Source organism: Micromonospora sp. bgisy143 (assembly GCF_057708145.1).
In genome coordinates, this window is record NZ_JBYIRN010000001.1 from 133,646 (window position 1) to 150,614 (window position 16,969).

General features: G+C 72.0%; 20 protein-coding genes and 1 tRNA gene. 10 read left to right on the forward strand and 11 right to left on the reverse strand.

Translation table 11 applies throughout. The annotated features are described in order from the left end of the window. Window positions 1–27: 27 nt before the first annotated feature. Window positions 28–1,041 (reverse strand): hypothetical protein, encoded by a 1,014-nt coding sequence (locus AC3EN4_RS00615; RefSeq protein WP_435204016.1) that lies wholly within the window; start codon window positions 1,039–1,041, stop codon window positions 28–30. 200 nt (window positions 1,042–1,241) lie between these two features. Here AC3EN4_RS00615 and AC3EN4_RS00620 point away from each other — a divergent pair, with 200 nt between their 5' ends. From AC3EN4_RS00620 to AC3EN4_RS00640, 5 genes are all read left to right on the forward strand, one after another. Further along, on the forward strand, window positions 1,242–1,940 hold the full coding sequence (locus tag AC3EN4_RS00620) for a hypothetical protein (protein ID WP_435204017.1): 699 nt from the start codon (window positions 1,242–1,244) through the stop codon (window positions 1,938–1,940). Between the two features lie 341 nt (window positions 1,941–2,281). Then, window positions 2,282–2,860 carry a hypothetical protein gene (locus AC3EN4_RS00625; RefSeq protein WP_435204018.1) on the forward strand — a complete coding sequence of 193 codons (579 nt, stop codon included), beginning with the start codon at window positions 2,282–2,284 and terminating at the stop codon, window positions 2,858–2,860. 148 nt (window positions 2,861–3,008) lie between these two features. After that, window positions 3,009–3,692 carry a lytic polysaccharide monooxygenase auxiliary activity family 9 protein gene (locus AC3EN4_RS00630; protein WP_435204019.1) on the forward strand — a complete coding sequence of 228 codons (684 nt, stop codon included), beginning with the start codon at window positions 3,009–3,011 and terminating at the stop codon, window positions 3,690–3,692. A gap of 163 nt (window positions 3,693–3,855) precedes the next feature. Continuing rightward, on the forward strand, window positions 3,856–4,215 hold the full coding sequence (locus AC3EN4_RS00635; RefSeq protein ID WP_435204020.1) for an Imm51 family immunity protein: 360 nt from the start codon (window positions 3,856–3,858) through the stop codon (window positions 4,213–4,215). A 181-nt stretch (window positions 4,216–4,396) separates the two neighbouring features. Continuing rightward, entirely contained in the window at window positions 4,397–4,804 is a 408-nt protein-coding gene (locus AC3EN4_RS00640) for a hypothetical protein (RefSeq protein WP_435204021.1), read from the forward strand. A 37-nt stretch (window positions 4,805–4,841) separates the two neighbouring features. Here the strand turns inward: AC3EN4_RS00640 and AC3EN4_RS00645 are convergent, their stop codons facing one another. The 8 genes from AC3EN4_RS00645 to AC3EN4_RS00680 all read right to left on the reverse strand — a co-directional run bounded on the left by AC3EN4_RS00645 (window position 4,842) and on the right by AC3EN4_RS00680 (window position 13,019). Beyond that, window positions 4,842–5,336: a hypothetical protein gene (locus AC3EN4_RS00645; protein ID WP_435204022.1), complete on the reverse strand. Its 495-nt coding sequence runs from the start codon at window positions 5,334–5,336 to the stop codon at window positions 4,842–4,844. 216 nt (window positions 5,337–5,552) lie between these two features. Continuing rightward, the gene (locus AC3EN4_RS00650; protein ID WP_435204023.1) at window positions 5,553–6,149 is read right to left on the reverse strand and encodes a DUF4304 domain-containing protein; all 597 of its coding nucleotides are present in this window, start codon (window positions 6,147–6,149) and stop codon (window positions 5,553–5,555) included. Window positions 6,150–6,256: 107 nt separating this feature from the next. Next, window positions 6,257–6,330 (reverse strand) — tRNA-Ala (locus AC3EN4_RS00655). A 366-nt stretch (window positions 6,331–6,696) separates the two neighbouring features. Beyond that, window positions 6,697–7,476: a divisome protein SepX/GlpR gene (gene sepX / locus AC3EN4_RS00660; RefSeq protein ID WP_435204024.1), complete on the reverse strand. Its 780-nt coding sequence runs from the start codon at window positions 7,474–7,476 to the stop codon at window positions 6,697–6,699. A gap of 179 nt (window positions 7,477–7,655) precedes the next feature. Next, the gene (locus AC3EN4_RS00665; protein WP_435204025.1) at window positions 7,656–8,306 is read right to left on the reverse strand and encodes a GNAT family N-acetyltransferase; all 651 of its coding nucleotides are present in this window, start codon (window positions 8,304–8,306) and stop codon (window positions 7,656–7,658) included. A 55-nt stretch (window positions 8,307–8,361) separates the two neighbouring features. Then, window positions 8,362–9,675 (reverse strand): molybdopterin molybdotransferase MoeA, encoded by a 1,314-nt coding sequence (locus tag AC3EN4_RS00670; RefSeq protein ID WP_421474421.1) that lies wholly within the window; start codon window positions 9,673–9,675, stop codon window positions 8,362–8,364. Then, a complete protein-coding gene (locus AC3EN4_RS00675; protein WP_422738196.1) occupies window positions 9,672–10,634 on the reverse strand; it encodes a UTP--glucose-1-phosphate uridylyltransferase in 963 nt (320 codons plus the stop codon). Before AC3EN4_RS00675 ends, AC3EN4_RS00670 begins: the two co-directional genes overlap by 4 nt. 9 nt (window positions 10,635–10,643) lie before the next feature. Beyond that, entirely contained in the window at window positions 10,644–13,019 is a 2,376-nt protein-coding gene (locus AC3EN4_RS00680) for a diguanylate cyclase (protein WP_435204026.1), read from the reverse strand. A 112-nt stretch (window positions 13,020–13,131) separates the two neighbouring features. Here AC3EN4_RS00680 and AC3EN4_RS00685 point away from each other — a divergent pair, with 112 nt between their 5' ends. After that, entirely contained in the window at window positions 13,132–13,782 is a 651-nt protein-coding gene (locus AC3EN4_RS00685; protein WP_435204027.1) for a 5-formyltetrahydrofolate cyclo-ligase, read from the forward strand. Between the two features lie 63 nt (window positions 13,783–13,845). Next, window positions 13,846–14,226 (forward strand): FmdB family zinc ribbon protein, encoded by a 381-nt coding sequence (locus tag AC3EN4_RS00690; RefSeq protein WP_422738194.1) that lies wholly within the window; start codon window positions 13,846–13,848, stop codon window positions 14,224–14,226. 55 nt (window positions 14,227–14,281) lie between these two features. Here AC3EN4_RS00690 and AC3EN4_RS00695 read toward each other — a convergent pair whose 3' ends face one another. Then, window positions 14,282–14,464 (reverse strand): hypothetical protein, encoded by a 183-nt coding sequence (locus tag AC3EN4_RS00695; RefSeq protein WP_422738193.1) that lies wholly within the window; start codon window positions 14,462–14,464, stop codon window positions 14,282–14,284. Between the two features lie 106 nt (window positions 14,465–14,570). On the opposite strand from AC3EN4_RS00695, the gene AC3EN4_RS00700 reads away from it, so the two are divergent. Then, window positions 14,571–14,897 carry a hypothetical protein gene (locus AC3EN4_RS00700; protein ID WP_435204028.1) on the forward strand — a complete coding sequence of 109 codons (327 nt, stop codon included), beginning with the start codon at window positions 14,571–14,573 and terminating at the stop codon, window positions 14,895–14,897. A gap of 37 nt (window positions 14,898–14,934) precedes the next feature. Here the strand turns inward: AC3EN4_RS00700 and AC3EN4_RS00705 are convergent, their stop codons facing one another. Continuing rightward, window positions 14,935–15,417: a DUF2231 domain-containing protein gene (locus AC3EN4_RS00705; RefSeq protein WP_435204029.1), complete on the reverse strand. Its 483-nt coding sequence runs from the start codon at window positions 15,415–15,417 to the stop codon at window positions 14,935–14,937. Window positions 15,418–15,613: 196 nt separating this feature from the next. Between AC3EN4_RS00705 and AC3EN4_RS00710 the strand changes: the two genes are divergently transcribed. Next, window positions 15,614–16,042: a Fur family transcriptional regulator gene (locus AC3EN4_RS00710; RefSeq protein WP_435204030.1), complete on the forward strand. Its 429-nt coding sequence runs from the start codon at window positions 15,614–15,616 to the stop codon at window positions 16,040–16,042. Between the two features lie 56 nt (window positions 16,043–16,098). Next, window positions 16,099–16,959, forward strand: coding sequence for an oxygenase MpaB family protein (locus AC3EN4_RS00715; protein ID WP_435204031.1), 861 nt, complete (start codon window positions 16,099–16,101; stop codon window positions 16,957–16,959). The last annotated feature ends 10 nt before the right edge of the window (window positions 16,960–16,969 follow it).

The following is a 16,969-nucleotide window of genomic DNA, read 5'->3' on the forward strand; positions in this document are numbered from 1 at the left end:
GCCCCACGCACCGTCACCTTCGGAAGGTCAGCAGCCGGTCCAACGGACCGGGGTCACCCGGTCGGCGTTGCGGAAGCCGACGATCGTGCCCGTGTCGGCGATGGACCGGGCGCCGATGTTGATCCGGGTACCACCGCCCGGCAGGACCCGGGAGGTGGCGCCGCGGGTGACCAGGGCACCGCCGACCACGACGCCCTTGGCGTTCACGTCGTCGAGCCCGGCCTCCGGGTCGAGGATCGAGTGCGATCCGTCGCGGAGGTCCCACCGCACCTTCGCCGGGCTGTTGCCGCCGAGCCAGACCTGGCCGATCGCCCAGCGGCCCCCGGCGGCGTTGACCACCGTCGACCCGCCACCGGCGACCGCGAGCGGCTTGACCTTGCCGTTCGGCCGGCGGACCCAGCCGGTCCAATCACCGAACGGGCCTGCGGTACCCACGATGGTCCCGTTCGGCGTGATCCCGGTCGGCTGCGCGTTGACCGGGGCGTCGAGCACCTCGACCGTGCCCGGCCGGGCGGCCGGCCAGCGCAGCCCGACGTACTCGCCGGGCACGATGTCCGAGCCGTAACCGACGATGTCACCGGCGGCGTTGATGGCGGAGACGACGATGCCGGTGGACGGCAGCACCGGCAACTTCTCGAACGTGCCGTCGCGGTACGTCCACGGCTGACTGATGCCGTCCTCCGCCCAACCGTTGCCGATCACGGTGCCGCTCTCGTTGACGTCGACCGGGACAACCCCGTTGCGGCCGGGCATCTCGGTCTCGGTGAGCTGCTGCCCGTCCCAGAACAGCAGCACGGACTGGTTGCCGGTGTCGAGGACCCGCAGGGCGGACCCCACGACGAAGCGGCCCGACGGGTCGATGGCGTCCGCTTCGGCCCGGTAGGTGTCCGCCGGGTAGGGCAGGGTGCTGATCGTGCAGGCACCGGCGGTGGTCCTGGCGGGTGCGGCGGTCGCCGTCGCGGACACGGCGACGCCGAGCGAGGCGGCCAGTAGTCCGGCGGCGGTGCCGGCGAGCATCCTGCGTCGAGCGGTGTCGTTCATTTCTGTCTCCCCGTGTGTATCCCGGACCGTCCCGGGCGTCGACTGATGCCAGATGCACTCCTGAAGGCGTCCTTCGGTTGCGGTCTGTCCGATGAGTGACTGACTGATCCACACGGCCGTCCGTCTGCTACGGACGACCGCTGCCGGGCACCTGTGGACGGCTCTTGCCCGGCGTCGGCGGTGGCCGCAGGATCTGACGGGTGATCGTCGATCGGCCGCGTTCGAGCCGCACTTTGGACTACCACCTGCTCCTGCCCGACCCGGGCGGACAGGTCGGGGCGGGCATCCTCGTTGAGGAGTTCACCCGCCAGGACGACTTCTGCGCCACCGGCCTGCACAGCACGAGCTGGAGACCGGACGGCGGCTGGTGGAGTTCCGCCACGCTGAGCCGTGGTCTGCGTACCGACCCCGCCGTACTCGCCCGGGTCGTGCCCACCGGCCGGCCCGAGGCGGCGGACGCCTACCGCCGCCTCGGCGGGGGCGAGCTGCCGCCCGAGGACGTGCTGCGGACGTACTTCCGCGACCACCAACCGATCGCGGCGACCGCGCCCCTGCGGCTCGGCCCGAGCCAGCCGCCGGACGGCTTCTCCGAACGACGGCTGTACCGCCTCCTGTTCGCCAAGGACCTGCGGGCGGAGCAGGTGGCCGCACTACGGAGCCGCTGGCGTACGACGGGTGGCGGCACCGCCGGATCGGTCGCCGACGGTCGGCGCGAGAGCGGTGGTGCCCGGTTCACCTGGGACCTGCGACGCGTCGGCCGTTCCCTCGCCTGGGCCCTCGACGTGACGGTCCTGCTGGGCACCGACGGGGTCGAGGAGGTGCCCGCGACCCTGGCCGACCTGACGAACCTGCTGCGGCAGCACGGCCTGGTCACCGTGACGACCGAACGGTTCGCCTGACGGCGGTGCCGATTTTGCAATGATGTACGTCGATGTTGCCACAGTGGTGCCAGACGTGTTGGAATGGCTCGTATCGCCGCAGCGCGGGGGCAACCGCGTTGGGAACGGCCAGCGCGGGAGCAGCGCAGTGCCGGCAGCGCGCCACCTGGGCAGCCGCTCGCCTGCCACACAGCCGGGCCATCTCCGTGACGACGGACAACCCGCCGGGTAGGCCGCCGCGTCCGTCGTACGCATCCCCCGACACGTGTCCCCGACGGCCGACGCGTTCGACGTCGCATCCGCCGGGACGTCCGGTTCGGTCTGCCAGGACGCCGGAACCGGCGACGAGGTGAGAGGCAATCATGACTTCCCCAGAGAATGCCGCCAGGTGGTACCGGAACCGGCTGGTGTGGGTGGCGGTGATCCTGCTGGTGGTGTCGGCCGGCGCGGTCGTCCTGGTCAGGCAGGGGGACCAGGAGGCGAAGCCGGCGGACCTGCAGGCACAGATCACGGCCCGGATGCGGACCACGCTCGAACAGGCGGACCCGGGGCAGCACAACCACGCCGGCCACGGCGCCCAGCAGGCGGCCACCGAGGGTAAGCCGCCGGTAATCTGCGGGGTCCGCGTCTACGGGTACGAGCCGACCGACGCCGCCGCGCTGGCCGACGTGCGTACGGTCTACGGCTTCCACCTGTGCGGGATCGCCGAGAAGAAGCGTCCCTGGGACGTGGCGGTCAAGCTGGCCGGCCCGTTGATCATGGACATGTCCACCAACCCGCCGGGCATCCAGGTGGTCGAGGCGACCGCCGACGTGATGTTCGTCGACCGGCTGCGGGAGATGTTCCCGGACAAGTACGAGGAGTTGGCGCTCAAGGAGGCGTTGACCCAGTCGGAGATGGCCGACCAGCGTCGCCGGTACGACGCCGCAGCCGGTCTCTGACCCCGTTCCCCCTGTCGATGGCGACCACCCTGGCCACCTCATATCCCATTTTAGATAGATCAGCATTGATATTTGGACACATGGATGTAACAGTGGGTTTGGGAGCGTTCCCACCCCCCGATTCATCCCGAAGAACGGAGGCTGAACCGTGCGTTCAACCAAGTCCGATCAGTCCGGCGGACGACCCCGGTCCACCGTCCGTCGGTCCCTCCAGGCGCTGGTCCTGCTGTTCGCCATGGTGGCCGGCGCCCTGCCCTCGGTCGGCGCGGCCCAGGCACACGGCACCGTCATCAACCCGGCGACCCGCGCGTACCAGTGCTGGAAGACCTGGGGCAACCAGCACACCAACCCGGCCATGCAGCAGCAGGACCCGATGTGTTACCGGGCGTTCCAGGCCAATCCCGACACCATGTGGAACTGGATGAGCCAGCTGCGCGACGGTCTCGGTGGCCAGTTCCAGGCCCGCACCCCGGACGGGCAGCTGTGCAGCAACGCCCTCGCCCGGAACGACTCGCTCAACCAGCCGGGAGCGTGGAAGTCGACCCCCGTCAGCCGCAACCTGACGGTCCAGATGTACGACCAGGCCAGCCACGGTGCTGACTTCTTCCAGGTTTACGTTTCGAAGCAGGGGTTCAACCCGGCCACCCAGAAACTCGGGTGGGGCAACCTGGACCTGATCGCGACGACCGGTCGCTACGCGCCGGCACAGAACATTTCGTTCAACGTCACGATCCCGTCCACGCGCAGCGGGAACCACATCCTGTTCGTGCTGTGGAAGGCGTCGCACATGGACCAGACCTACATGTGGTGCAGCGACATCACCGTCAGCTGACGCTCGACAGCCACGGCATGCAGCAAGGGCGGGTTCTCGGTTTCCCGAGAACCCGCCCTTGTCCTGCCGATGGAGCTGAGGGGATGTGCACCTTTGACCCCCGCGCCCTCGTCACGGAGTGATCCGGCGAACCAGGGTCGTACCAAGCGCCTAGGCTCCGGCCGTGCTCGATGACAAGACCACGTACGCCCCACTGACTCTGTTCGAGTACGACCACGCCCCCGGCAGGTACTGCCTGATGATGGCCGACGCTGACTGGGATGACGCCGTAGATGTGTTCGACGAGTGCGGCGCATACGGCAACGGCTACGGCTGGGAAGGCGTGGCGAGGCAGGCGATGCGTGCTCATCTCGCGGACGTCGCCAACACGGTCGACTTCGACTCCGAAGGTGGAACGTTCGTCGCTCACAGCTTCGACGTGGACGCGCTTCGCCAGCTGGGCGCAGTCCTGCAGAAGGCGACGCTCGATCATCGTCTGTTGGCGGAACTGATCCGTGGTGCCGAACCGGGTTGGCTGGACTGAGACAGGCGACTCGCCTGTAAATCTCGTCTTACAAGCTCTGTGCACGGCGTCCGCGCCGGTTCGCGTGTGTCTCTGGCCTGGGGCGGCTATCCGCCACTGTCTGGCTGAGTGCCCTCTCGTCCGATCCGGTTGCTGTCGACAGCAACACGGCAGCCGCTTCTGCGGTCGGTAGCCTCCGAGCGTGCGATACCTCAGCCGGTCCTTCCTCCTCGGCACGCTGCAGCGCAGGAAGGAGGTCGAGCAGTTTCTCGGACCCATCACGCTGAAGGGCATCGAAGGCATCCGATGGGTCTCGATCTGGCCATGGCAAGACGGCTACAACCTGTCGATCCACGACGTGCAGGACCTGCACGACGCGAACTCCCGTGACCTGACGGGGTTCCCGCCGCTTGATCCGGACGGCGAGGACGACTCCGGGCCCGGCCGCATCACCGGGCACGTGCAAGACCCGGCCGAGGCGCTGGAACTGGCAGAGCGCACGACCGGGGCGTCGCCGCACCGTTGGGTCAACCACGGGGTTGCCGGAGAGGACTACGCCGACTTCGTTCGAGCTAGGGACTCCCGGCTCAGGCGCTTAAGCGGAACGTAGAGGACGGTCGCGTGGACCTGCGGCGGCCAGCACCGCTTTAGTTCCGCTTGGGTAGACGTGGATCGGCCAGGAGAACGACCCGGTCAGCCTCGACGTCGAAGCCGAGGACCGGGTGCTGGTAGTCGCCCTCGGGAGCCATCAAGACCGGCTTACCCAGGCTGCGCCCGATGACCGCAAAGAACCCACACAGCATGTCCAGCCGCTCCTGGCCTTGCAACTCCCGCAGGTCGATGTCGAAGTCGATCTCGACCACAGAGTATGGCCAGAAGTTGACCAAGACGCCAGGGACCGGCCACACCCGCAAGATCGGCAGCTCGGCGTCAGCAGGTCGCGCCAGCACATCGACTGCTGAAGGAAGCGGCACGACAACATCACCCACTGAGTACTCCCACTTCCAGCCCCGTGTCTGAACCAGGTCGAACACCGCCTGCCAGTCCTCCACCGAAGCATCTTCGACACGCACGTCTGGCAACGCACCCATCAGGTTCGGGTCGAAGAAGTTCCTGACGTCATCCCACACAAGCTCAGGCACCCCGTCATGCTGGCTGACCGGCGGTGATGAGGCAGCCCCTATTACCACCCGCTGTTGCCACCCGTTCTGCCGCTGACCTGCCCTCATCCACCTCGGGCCATGATGCGGATCCTGCGGACAGCGAAATCACCGGGACCATGAACATCTACCGCGAGGTCGCCGGCGAGGCGACCGAGAAGGCGCTCAAGCGCCTCGGTGAGACCCCGTCCGAATCAGCTATTCGATCGCTGCGGGCCGCCTCGACAGCATCCACGCCTTGTAGGGGTGGTCAAGCCGATGGAAGTGGTCAATGCCGTTGAGCGGACCCGGCGGGCGGGCGTCAAAGGCCGCAGGTAGCTCATCCAGTCGCCCATCGACAAGGATCTCGTCAAGTCGCAGGTAGTGCGCAAGCAAGGCATCGAAGGTGGGGACTACGCGGTCCGACAGTTCCTGGCCGATCACGCTCCCGCACGCCTCGGCTTCCTCGACCGACCGGATCGCCCACCGGTCGAAACCGTCGGAGTGCCCCGGAGCAGCGGTGAGCCGCGTCCACCACTGAGCGACCGACGCCGTGGGCCGGTCGCGTCGGTTTCCGCCCAGGCGCTCCTGGAACCAGTCAAGCCACGAGACGGTGGCGACACCGAGGTTGACGTAGAAGAGGGAGGTGTCGCCCCAGCTGCCCGTAGAACCCTGGAACTCGATGATCGCGGCATGACCGGCATCGGAGATCCGGCGGAAGGTCCCGTGCGACCGTCTGAACCCGTGTCCTCGCAGCACCGGCCCGACCTGCTTCGCGATCATGTGCAGGTATGCCTGCCGTACCGGACGCTCCATGCACAAGATCGTATTGGCGGGTACGACAACAAAGCCGAACTGCAAGCGACTGCCGTAAAGATCGAAAAAGGCCGTCCCCCACTGCGGGGAACGGCCTTTGAACGGGGTGGAGCTGAGGGGATTTGAACCCCTGACCCCCTCGATGCGAACGAGGTGCGCTACCAGTCTGCGCCACAGCCCCCCACCGGCGAACCGGCTTCGGTCCCACCCGGCTTGCACCGGGCGGGCCGGCAGCAAGGCTAACAGGTCGCCCGCCTCCACCGCGAATCCACCCCCGGTGCGCCGCCCCACCGCCCCCGAGATCCACTCGACATCCCGGAAGGCGGGGCATCCCGGACACCCGGACAGCGCGCCTTCCCGGAAACCGAGTCGATCAAGCGCCGCAGACCCCCGCACCCGCCTTGATCGACTCGACATCGCCGATATCGGGGCATCACCTCGCTGGGACACCCCGACTTCGGCGAACTCGAGTCGATCAAGCGCACCGACGAGGGCCGAGCGAGCGCCACGGGGCCGGCGCAAGCGCGGCGGGGCCACCCGAGCCCGGTCAGGCGCCGCGGCCGGCCTCGTAGGGGCGGCCGCGCAGGCCACCGGAGCGCCGGTACGAGACCGAGCCGCCGTTGACCGCCGCCGGAAGGTCCGCGGGGCGGTCGAGGCCCATGGCGGCTCGGCGTACCCCCTCGCGTTGGGCCGCCAGGCGGCGCTGCGCCTCCCGGCGGGCCGCTGCCCGACGGGCCTGCTCGCGGCGGACCTCGGCCTGGCGGGCGGCCAGCCACGCGGCCTCCCGGGCCCGGGCCCGACGCCGCCGGCGTGCGGCGAGTGCCCGCCTGCGCAGGTGTACGACGTACAGGGCCAGCAGCATGAAGGTGACCGAGAAGCCGATCCAGAAGCCGGGGCTGACGAACAGCACACCGATCAACTCGACGACGTTGAGCAGGAGCAGCGCGGCGAGCACGCGGCGTCGCCGGTACACGGCGGGGGTGTGCTGCCGACGCGGTGGACGGCGGCGGGGACGCTTCGGGGCCGACGGTACGGCGCGCAGCCGGCCGGAGCGGCGGGCGGCCGGCGGCCCGGAGACCGGCACGGCCAGCTTCCCTGTAGTCGCATCTTCACTGAGGGTGACGACGAGGGAGCGGGGTGGGTGCAGGGGCTGCCGTCCCGGCACAGTGCGACGCCGCCGACGGCGCTGGAGCACCCGCGCCGTCGACTGCGCCCGCTCCGCCACCAGCCGCTCGGTGGCGTCGTACCGGCGAACCAGCGCCGGAGCCAGGGCGAGCAGGCCGGCGGCGGCGAGGACGGCGAGGAGCACCGAGGTCGGCACCCTCACCCCTCCCGTCACCGAATTCGGAGCAACCGCTCCCCGACCGCAGGATCTTCCACCGATCACGCCTGAGCGCGTGGATCATCCGGGCGGTGAGCGCTTGCCGCAGCTTGCAGTTACTTGAGGTTACGGTGCACCGACCGGGATACCGCCGCGCCGCGCCGATCCCGTCCGTGGGACAGCCGCTACCGGGCGGTGGCGCGGATCCGGTGCCAACGGGCCAGCAGACCGCCCTCGGCGGCGATCTCCTCGCTCGTCATCGCGTATCCGATGTGGTCGCGCCACGCGCCGTCGATGTGCATGTAGCGCACGTGGTACGACTCCTCGCGGAAGCCCAACTTCTCCACCACCCGCCGCGACGGGCGGTTCTCCGGCCGGATGTTGACCTCGATCCGGTGCAGTCCACCCGGGCCGAACGCGTGGTCGACGGCGAGCGCGAGCGCGGTCGGGATCACCCCCTGCCCGGCGACCCGGGCGTCGACCCAGTAGCCCACGTAACCGGAGCAGAAGGCCCGGCGCACGATGCTGCCGACGTTCAGGTGCCCGACCAGCCGCTCCCGATCGGCCTCCCGCAGGCAGACCGCGAAGGGCATCCCCTCGCCCTCGCGGGCCGAGCGTCGCTGGTCACGGTGCACCCAGCGGAACGCGGCCGGCGAGTTCAGCTCGTCCCAACCGCCCGGCAGTGACGACTCCCAGGGGGCCAACCAGGCCTGGTTGGCCCGGCGTACCTCCGACCATGCCGCCGCGTCGGAGCGCCGATACGGGCGCAGCAGCACCGGGCCGTCGACCAGCACCGCCGGCCATCCGGGCGCACGGACTGCTCCGAAGAGACTCACCCGCACAGTCTCCCGCGCGGGACCGGTTCGCGCGCAAGTGGACCTCCGGAGGATCTCACCGACGGCGGTCCAGCAGCAGGACGTCCACGGTGGAGCCCGCGGCGGCGGTGGTGACCCGCTCCCCTAGCACCAGCAGGCCGTTCGCCTCGGCGAGGCCGGAGAGGGTGAACGGGCCGCCCCGCAACGGCTGCACGGTGTAACCGCCGCCGCGTCGCTCGGCGACGTGCGCGGGCCGGAACTCACGCAGCCCGCCCGGGGACGACACGGTCTCCAACAGGTGCGCCCGGACGCTGGGCCGGAACACCGGCTCGGCGCCGGCGAGCAGTTGGATCGCCGGTCGGGCCAGCACCTCGAAGCCGATCAGCGCGGCGCCCGGGTCGCCGGGCAGGCAGACCACCGGCACCTCCTCGGCGCCGACGGTGCCGAACCCGAGCGCGGTGCCGGGATAGAGCGCCACGTCGGTGAAGGCCACCGGTCCGGCCCGGCCGCCCTCACGGCGGGACAGGATCCGCCGGACCATGTCCCCGGGGCCGGTGCCGGTACCGCCGGTGGTGATGATCAGGTCGGCCCGCAGGGTCTGGTCCTCCAGCAGACCGCGCAGCCCCTCCGGGTCGTCGTCGCAGATGCCGACCCGGTACGCCAGCGCGCCCACCTCGGCGGCGGCGGCGGTCAGCGCGTGCGAGTTGGCGTCCACCACCTGACCGGGCTGGCTGCCACGGCCCACGTCGACCAGCTCGTCCCCGGTGGCCACGATGACCACCCGAGGGCTGGGCCGCACCACCACATGCCCGATGCCGGTGGCGGCGAAGACCGCGACGAGGGCCGGCGAGACGTACGTGCCGGCGCGGGCGAGCAGGGTGCCGGCGGGCAGTTCCTCACCGGCGCGGCGGACGCCGTACCCCCGCTTGGGGGTGCGGAAGATCTCGACGGCGGCCATGCCCTGGTCGGTCCACTCCACCGGGACCACCACGTCTGCGGCGACCGGCAGCGGCGCCCCGGCGGCCACCGAGAAGCACGAGCCCGGGGTGAGTCGCACCGGACGCCAGCTCGCCGCGCCCAGGTCGCCGACGACGTTGAGCCGGATGCTCCGCCCGCCGGGCGTGCCGGAGGGGGCCGGGACGTAACTCGGGCCCCGACCCCCTCCGGAGATGTCCTCCCAGCGGGCCGCGTACCCGTCCACGGCCGCCTGGTCGAAGGCCGGGAAGGCGTGCGGCGCGACGACGTCCTCGGCGAGGACGTTGCCGTGCGCCTGGGTGAGGTCGAGGTCGAGTGGCGGCAGCGCTCGTAACCTGCGCAGCACGCTGCCCAGGTAGTCGGCGAGCGGCGTCAACTCGTTCGCGGCCGCCTCGGCGTCGGCCGTCGCGGTCATGTACCAGATCCGCCTGCCGCGTCGGCCTTGACGAACTCGGCCAGCCAGGCCCGGAACTCGGTGCCGAAGTCCTCGCGTTCGGCGGCGATCTGCACCACCGTCTGGAGGTAGCCCAGCGGCATGCCGGTGTCGTAGCGGGTGCCCCGGTAGACGATCGCGTGCACCGGCGTGCCCTCGCTGCGCAGCAGCTCCATCGCGTCGGTCAGCTGGATCTCGCCCCCACTGCCCGGCTTGGTCCGCCGGATGGCGTCGAAGATCGTGCCGGGCAGCACGTACCGGCCCAGCACGGCGAGGTTGCTCGGCGCGTCCTCCGGCTGCGGCTTCTCCACCATGCCGGTCACCTTGACGACCTCGCCGATGTCGGTCAGGTCCGCCTCGGCGGGCTCGACCGAGGCGATGCCGTACCGCTTGGTGTCGGCCGGGTCGACCTCGAAGAAGGCGAGCACCACGCCGCCGGTGCGGGCCTGCAACTCCAGCATGGCCGGCAGCAGCGGCTCGGACGGCTTCACGAACTCGTCGCCCAGCAGCACCGCGAACGGCTGGTCGCCGACGTGCGACTCGGCGTACCCGACGGCGTGCCCGAGCCCGAGCTGCTCCGGCTGCCGGACGGTGTAGATCTCGGCCAGCTCACCGGGGCGACGCACGGCCGCCAGCCGCTCGGCGTCGCCCTTCTCCTCCAGCCTGGTCTCCAGGTCCGGGCGACGGTCGAAGTGGTCCACCATCGACGTCTTACCCCGACCGGTGATCAGCAACACGTCGTCGATGCCGGCCTGGGCGGCCTCCTCGACGATGTACTGCAACACCGGCCGGTCGACGACCGGCAGCAGCTCCTTGGGAACCGCCTTGGTGGCCGGCAGGAAGCGGGTGGCCAGTCCGGCGGCCGGGATGACGGCCTTGACCGCCAGGGGACGGCCGGTTGCGGCGACCGTCGCTGAGGGGTTCGCTGAGTGCTCCGACATGCCGCGAGACTATCGGCCACGGCTCTGCCGCGGCGGGTGTGGCCCAGAAGACGCGCCGCCGCCCGGCCCCGGCCGGGCCGCGTCCGGGCCGGCTCGCGCGGCATCCGCCGGGCCGTCCGCCGGTTCCGGCCGGGCGTGCGCGGGCCCCGACCGGTTCGCATCGGGTACGCCCGCAGCCGACTCCGACCGGGCGTGGCCGCCCGGCTCCCGCGGCACCGGCCCGTGCCGGCCGGCTCTCGGCAGTCCGTCGGGTGGGCTGACCGCGCCGGCCGGCACGGGTATCTCCCTCCTCGGCACGTCGGGGCGGGCCACGGCCACGCGATAGGTGTCCCGGCCGGCGGCCTTGGCCACGTAGAGGGCGTCGTCGGCGGCCTCCAGCACCTCCCGCCCGGTACTGCCGTGGTCCGGGTAGACGGCGATACCCACCGACACGGTCACCACGACCGGCCCCGGGTACGCCTCGACGGCGATCGGGGTCTCGCGTACCGCCGCGCCCAGCCGCTCCGCGACGATCGCCGCGCCCCGAGCGTCGGTCTCCGGCAGGAGCAGCACGAACTCCTCCCCACCCTGCCGGAACGCCAGGTCCACCTCGCGGATCTCCCCGCGTACCCGCCGGGCGAACTCGGCCAGCACGGTGTCTCCCGCCGCGTGCCCGTACGTGTCGTTGACGTCCTTGAAGCGGTCCAGGTCGAGGGCGAGGACGCTGAGCATCCGGCCGAACCGGCTGGCCCGCTCGACCTCCCGGCGGATCGACTCGCGCAGGTAGCGGTAGTTCCACAGCCCGGTGAGCGGGTCGGTGAGGGAGAGCCGCTGGGCCTCCTCGTGCACCCGCACGTTCTCCACCGCCACGGCCGCGTGCCCGGCGAAGGTGCGCAGGGTGACCAGGTCGTCGTCGTCGAACTCGTCCGCGCCCACCCGGTCGTAGAGCGCCAGCACGCCGAGGGCCACCGCCGGCGCGCCCGCCTCGTCGGCGGTCGTCGTGCCACCCGGCCCGGTCGTCGTGCCGGCGGCGAGCCCGGTCGTGCCACCCGGCCCGGTCGTCGTGCCGGCGGCGAGCCCGGTCGTGCCCGGGGCGGCGAAGGGGACGGCCACGTAGGTGCGGCAGTGCGGCTCGCCGGTCGGCGTGTCGGTCGGTTCCACCCGTCCCCGCTGCGGCTCGCCGGTCGCGGCCACCGCGCCGACCACGCCGACGCCCACCGGCACCCGCAGCGACTCCGGCCCGTCCGGGTCCGCTGCCGGCCAGCGCCCGTCCAGACCCTCGCTGCACTGTGCGACAAGCACCCCGCCGGCCTCCACCAGCAGCACCGCGCCGGCCCGGGCGCCGGTGGCGGCGATCGCGCTGTGCAGGATCACCCGCAGGATGCGTTGCAGATCGTGAGTGCTGGCCAGGGTGTCGCCGAGCACCGCGAGGTGCCCACGCAGCTGGTCACGGCTGCTGGTCAGCGCCGCGACGTACGAACCGGTCTCGCGGGTCATCCGGTTGAACGCCTCGGCGAGCCGACCCAGCTCGTCCCGGCCGCGCACCGGCACCCGGGCGGTCAGGTCGCCGTGCGCCACCCGATCGACCGCGCCAGCCAGCTCCACCAGGGGCCGGGTGGTCACCCGGGCCAGCCGCCACGCGGTCAGCACGGCGAGCAGCCCGGCCAGGACGACCACGCCGGCCAGCGTGACGTGCAGCCCCGGCGGCCTGCTGCTGGGCACCGACAGCACCAGCGGCAGCGGCTGGCCCACGGACGGCCCGATCCGCCGCACGTACCGGCCCTTGGCGGTCTCGGTGACCCGCTCGCCGGTGCTGTGGCCGGCGGCGGCCAGCACTCCGTCGCGTACCTCGCGGGACTCGGTGGTGTGGGTGAACCGGGCGGCGCTCGCGCCGCCGTCGAGCAACGTGACCGCGACTCCGCTGACCGCCGCCAGCCGGCCCACGAAGGCCGGGTCGACGAGCTGCGCGGCCGCCACGCTGCCCAGCAGGGTGCCGGCCGTGTCCCGGCGGTCGACGCGGGCCGCCAGCGCGCGGACCGGGCCGGACGTCGCGGCGGCCGGCTCCGCGCAGTCCCGCCAGGGCGTCGACGGCGCGCCCGGCGAGAGGTACGTGACCCGCCCACTGACGTCGCTGATCAGTACTGCGGCGGCCAGGCCACGGCCGACGAGCTGGCCCGCGACGACGGCCGGGTCACCGGTGAGGGCGACCGCGTCGGCGGCGGCGCGGAGCTGCTGGCAGAGCGCGTCGACCGAGGTACGCACCGTGGACGCCGCCACGGAGAGCCGTTCGGTGGACCGGGTGCGGTCCACGGCCGTGACGGTGGAGGCGACGAAGAACGCCCCGAGCAGGACCGGGCCGAGCACCACCACGAGGAAGGCTGCCGTCAACCGCCCGCGTAGCGTCACTCGGTCCCCCCGGAAGTTCCGCCTCCGTTGCTTGCGATGCTGACACAGAGCAACCGTGGGAGTGGCGTTGCGTCAGGAGTGTTGCGTGTCAGATTTTTCTCATGAAGCGGAAGTGACCCGAGTGACCAAGCGGGACACCCGGGTCCGGCTGCTCGCCCACCGGCGGACGCTTGACGACACGACGCGGGCCGCGGCCGCCGGGCGCGTCCAGGCCGAGCTGGTCGCCCTGGTACGCCGGCTGCGCCCGGCCCGGATGACGGCGTACGTGCCGGTCGGCACCGAGCCGGGCGGGGCCGACCTCGCGGAGGTGTTGCGCGGCGCGTTACCGGCCGGCGCCGAGTTGCTGCTCCCGGTGCTCCGCGCGGATCTCGACCTGGACTGGGCGGCGTACACCGGTCCGCACGCGCTGGTCGCCGCCGGCCGGGGCATCCGGGAGCCGGTCGGTCCCCGCCTCGGCCTGGCCGCAATCGCCAGCGCGGAACTGGTGGTCGTGCCGGCGCTCGCCGTCGACCACGACGGCCGGCGGCTGGGCCGGGGTGGCGGCTCCTACGACCGGGCGCTGGCCCGGGTGCCCACGACGAGCCTGACCGTGGTGCCGTTGCACGACGGCGAGCTGGTCGAGGCGCTGCCCGCCGAGCCGCACGACCGTCCGGTCCGCGCGGTGGTCACCCCCTCCGGGGGAATGCGTACGCTTGACGGCGGCCTGGGTACGGCGCGGGGTGTCGCGCCCCACACGTCCGCTGGACGAACCCGGCCCGCATGACGCACCATTGGCACTCGAATACGTCGAGTGCCAACTGGCCGAGCCCAGATACCGGAGGAGAACGTGCCTACGTACCAGTACGCCTGCACCGCGTGCGGTCACCAGCTCGAGGCGGTCCAGTCCTTCTCTGACGAGCCGCTGACCGAGTGCCCGGCGTGTGCGGGACGGCTGCGCAAGGTCTTCAACTCCGTCGGCATCGTCTTCAAGGGCTCGGGCTTCTACCGTACCGACTCCCGCGCGTCCGGCTCGGAGACGTCGGCCGGCGGCACCGCGAGCAAGCCGGCCAAGTCCGAGTCGTCCGCGTCCTCGGGCGGGGATTCCGCCGGTTCGTCCTCGTCGGCGGGCTCAACCTCGTCCGGGACGTCGTCGTCCGGGTCGTCCTCGTCGTCGTCCGGCGGGTCGAGCGGCGGCGGCAAGGCGCCGGCGGCCAGCTCGGCGTCCTGATTCCGGTCCGCCGGTACGCCACTGATCCCCGGGTGAGGTCGACCGCGCCCGGGGCTCAGTCCCAGTGCGGGGGGCGTTGGGCGAGCAGCCAGTCGTCGTTCCCGCCGCCGCGCTCGCCCCAGCCGTAGTCGGTGTCGTCCGAGGTCTGTTCGGGCAGCACCACGAAGTCGTCGCTGAGGTCGACGGTGCGGTCGTCATCGCCGCGCACGCCCGCGGCGCCAGGGTCCTGGGTGCTCACGACCGGCAAGGGTAGCGCAGGCCGCACCCGGCGGACCGCTCGGCGACCGTCGGCACACCGGTCAGAACCGACCGGACGGCCGACTCCGTTGGTAGCGTCGGACGGCGTGACGACCCCCAGCGGTGGCAGCACCCCGGACGACTACTGGCGTCGGCCGGGGACCGGTGACGGCCCGACGGCGGACGACCCACCGTCCGCCACACCACCCACCGGCGGGTACCCGGGACCGCCTCCGAGCGTGCCGCCGCCGGCGGGCTGGCGTCCCCCCGTACACCTGGAGCCGGCACCACCACGACGCCTGCCCCCGCAGGACATGGCCGCCCTCGACGCGGCGGAGCAGCGGTCGCAGCGGGTCACCTACGGCTTCGGGGCCGCGGCCGCCGTGGTGGTCGTGGCCCTCGTCTGCCTGCTCTGCTCGCGGCTCGTCTTCTGACCCCCGCGCACCGGCCTCCTCCACCCGGCCGGCGGCGTCAGAGGGTGGTGCCCCAGACGGCCGACGCGCCGGAGTGACCGGTCAGGTAGACGTAGACCAGGGCGGCGAGCGACAGTGCGACGACCGCCACCGCGAGCACCGGCGTCACCAGGGCCGGCAGCCGCGGCACCCGCGGGTGACCGCTGGTCACCACGAGCAGCGCGATGGCCACGATCCCCAGCGGCACCACGATCCGGAACAGGATGTCGCCGTAGCGCGAGTGCTCGAAGATCTGGTCGAGGATCTGTCCCTGGTAACCGCGGGCGATCAGGGCGTCGGTGAACGCCTCACCGGACTCGATGGCCACGAACGCGGTCACCGGCGTCACCAGGGCGAGGATGCCCAGCGCCCAGTCCAGCCGGTGCCGCCAGCGCGGCAGCCCCACGTACGCGATGGCCAGAACCGCCAGCAGCGGGACGAACACGACCATCGCGTGCACGACGAAGACGTGTGTCGGTAGACCCAGGATCTCCTCGAACATCGACACCTCCAGGCGGATCACGGTCGGTGGAAGCGCCAGCGTACGAACTGCTGGTCGTCCCCGGGCTCTCCCTCGAAGGACACGCACACGGCGGCGATGAGGTTCAGCACCCGGATCGATCTTCACGAGTTGTGTTCGTGACCACGGCCCCCGGGCGACGGTTGTCGTCGCTGGGCGTCCGTGCTGTCATTGGCGCGTGTCCGGAGGTGAGGAACTACTGCGATCGAGGGGCCTGCGCGTCACCCGACCGCGCCTCGCGGTGCTGGACGTCCTCGCCGACGGCGGGCACCTGGAGGTCGACGAGATAACCCGTCGGGTCCGCGAACGCCTCGACTCGGTCTCCACCCAGGCGGTGTACGACGTGCTGGGGGCGCTGAGCAGAGCCGGGTTGTCCCGCCGGATCGAGCCGGCCGGAAGCCCGGCGCGGTACGAGGCACGCGTCGGCGACAACCACCACCACGTGGTCTGCCGGGGTTGCGGCGAGATCGCCGACATCGACTGCGCGGTCGGCAGCGCGCCCTGCCTGGACCCGGGCGTCGCGCACGGGTTCGAGGTGGACGAGGCGGAGGTGACCTTCTGGGGTCTCTGCCCGAACTGCCAGTCGCGCCGCGCCGCCGACGGGTGACCCCGGGCCGCCCGCGCTGACCGGCACCGGCACGCCGGCCGTGGCACGCTTGGTCGGTGGACTCCGATGACCTCGGCCTCTTCGGTCCGGGTTCGGCGACGTGGAAGGTGCACGAGGAGCCGATCCTGATCGTCGCCGGCCTGCGCTCGCTCTACCTCCAGGCGTTGCACCCCCGCGCGATGGCCGGCGTCGCACAGAACAGCAACTACCGCACGGACGCGTGGGGAAGGCTGGTCCGCACCGCCACCTACGTGGCGACGACCGTCTACGGCACCACCGCGGAGGCGGAGCAGGCCGGGGCGCGGCTGCGCCGCCTGCACGCCCGGCTCCGGGCCACCGACCCCGCCACCGGCGAGGAGTTCCGGATCGACGACCCGGACCTGCTGCGCTGGGTGCACGTCACCGAGGTCGAATCGTTCCTCAGCACGGCCCGACGGGCCGGTCTGCCGCTCACCGACGACGAGGTGGACGGCTACTACACCGAGCAACGCCGCTCGGCCGCCCTCGTCGGGCTGGACCCGGCCACGGTGCCGAGCACCGCCGCCGAGGTCGAGCGGTACTACCGTGCCGTCCGGCCGGAGCTGCGGATGACCCGGGAAGCCGCCGAGACGGCGGTCTTCCTCACCGCCCCACCGCTGCCGTGGAAGCTCAGTCTGCCGGCCCGGCTGGGCCTCAACCTGGGCCCGCCGCGCTGGGCGTACCTCGGGATCGCGGGCACCGCGTTCGCGCTGCTCCCGCCGTGGGCCCGCCGGATGTACGGCGGGTTGGGGCTGCCGACCACCGAGCTGTCGGCGGATCTCACCGTCCGCGCGCTACGGCTGGCGCTCGCCGCGGTGCCCCGCCGGTATCTGGAGGGGCCGTTGATCCAGGCCGCCAAGCAACGCGCGGCCCGTCGAGCGACCGCGCTGGCCGGCTGACCGAGCGGCG

Excerpts from the sequence above, each read along its gene's own strand:
- AC3EN4_RS00615 (WP_435204016.1), bottom strand. The coding sequence starts at position 1,041 with ATGAACGACACCGCTCGACGCAGGATGCTCGCCGGCACCGCCGCCGGA.
- AC3EN4_RS00625 (WP_435204018.1), top strand. The coding sequence starts at position 2,282 with ATGACTTCCCCAGAGAATGCCGCCAGGTGGTACCGGAACCGGCTGGTG.
- AC3EN4_RS00650 (WP_435204023.1), bottom strand. The coding sequence starts at position 6,149 with ATGGAGCGTCCGGTACGGCAGGCATACCTGCACATGATCGCGAAGCAG.
- AC3EN4_RS00670 (WP_421474421.1), bottom strand. The coding sequence starts at position 9,675 with ATGACCGCGACGGCCGACGCCGAGGCGGCCGCGAACGAGTTGACGCCG.
- AC3EN4_RS00675 (WP_422738196.1), bottom strand. The coding sequence starts at position 10,634 with ATGTCGGAGCACTCAGCGAACCCCTCAGCGACGGTCGCCGCAACCGGC.
- AC3EN4_RS00705 (WP_435204029.1), bottom strand. The coding sequence starts at position 15,417 with ATGTTCGAGGAGATCCTGGGTCTACCGACACACGTCTTCGTCGTGCAC.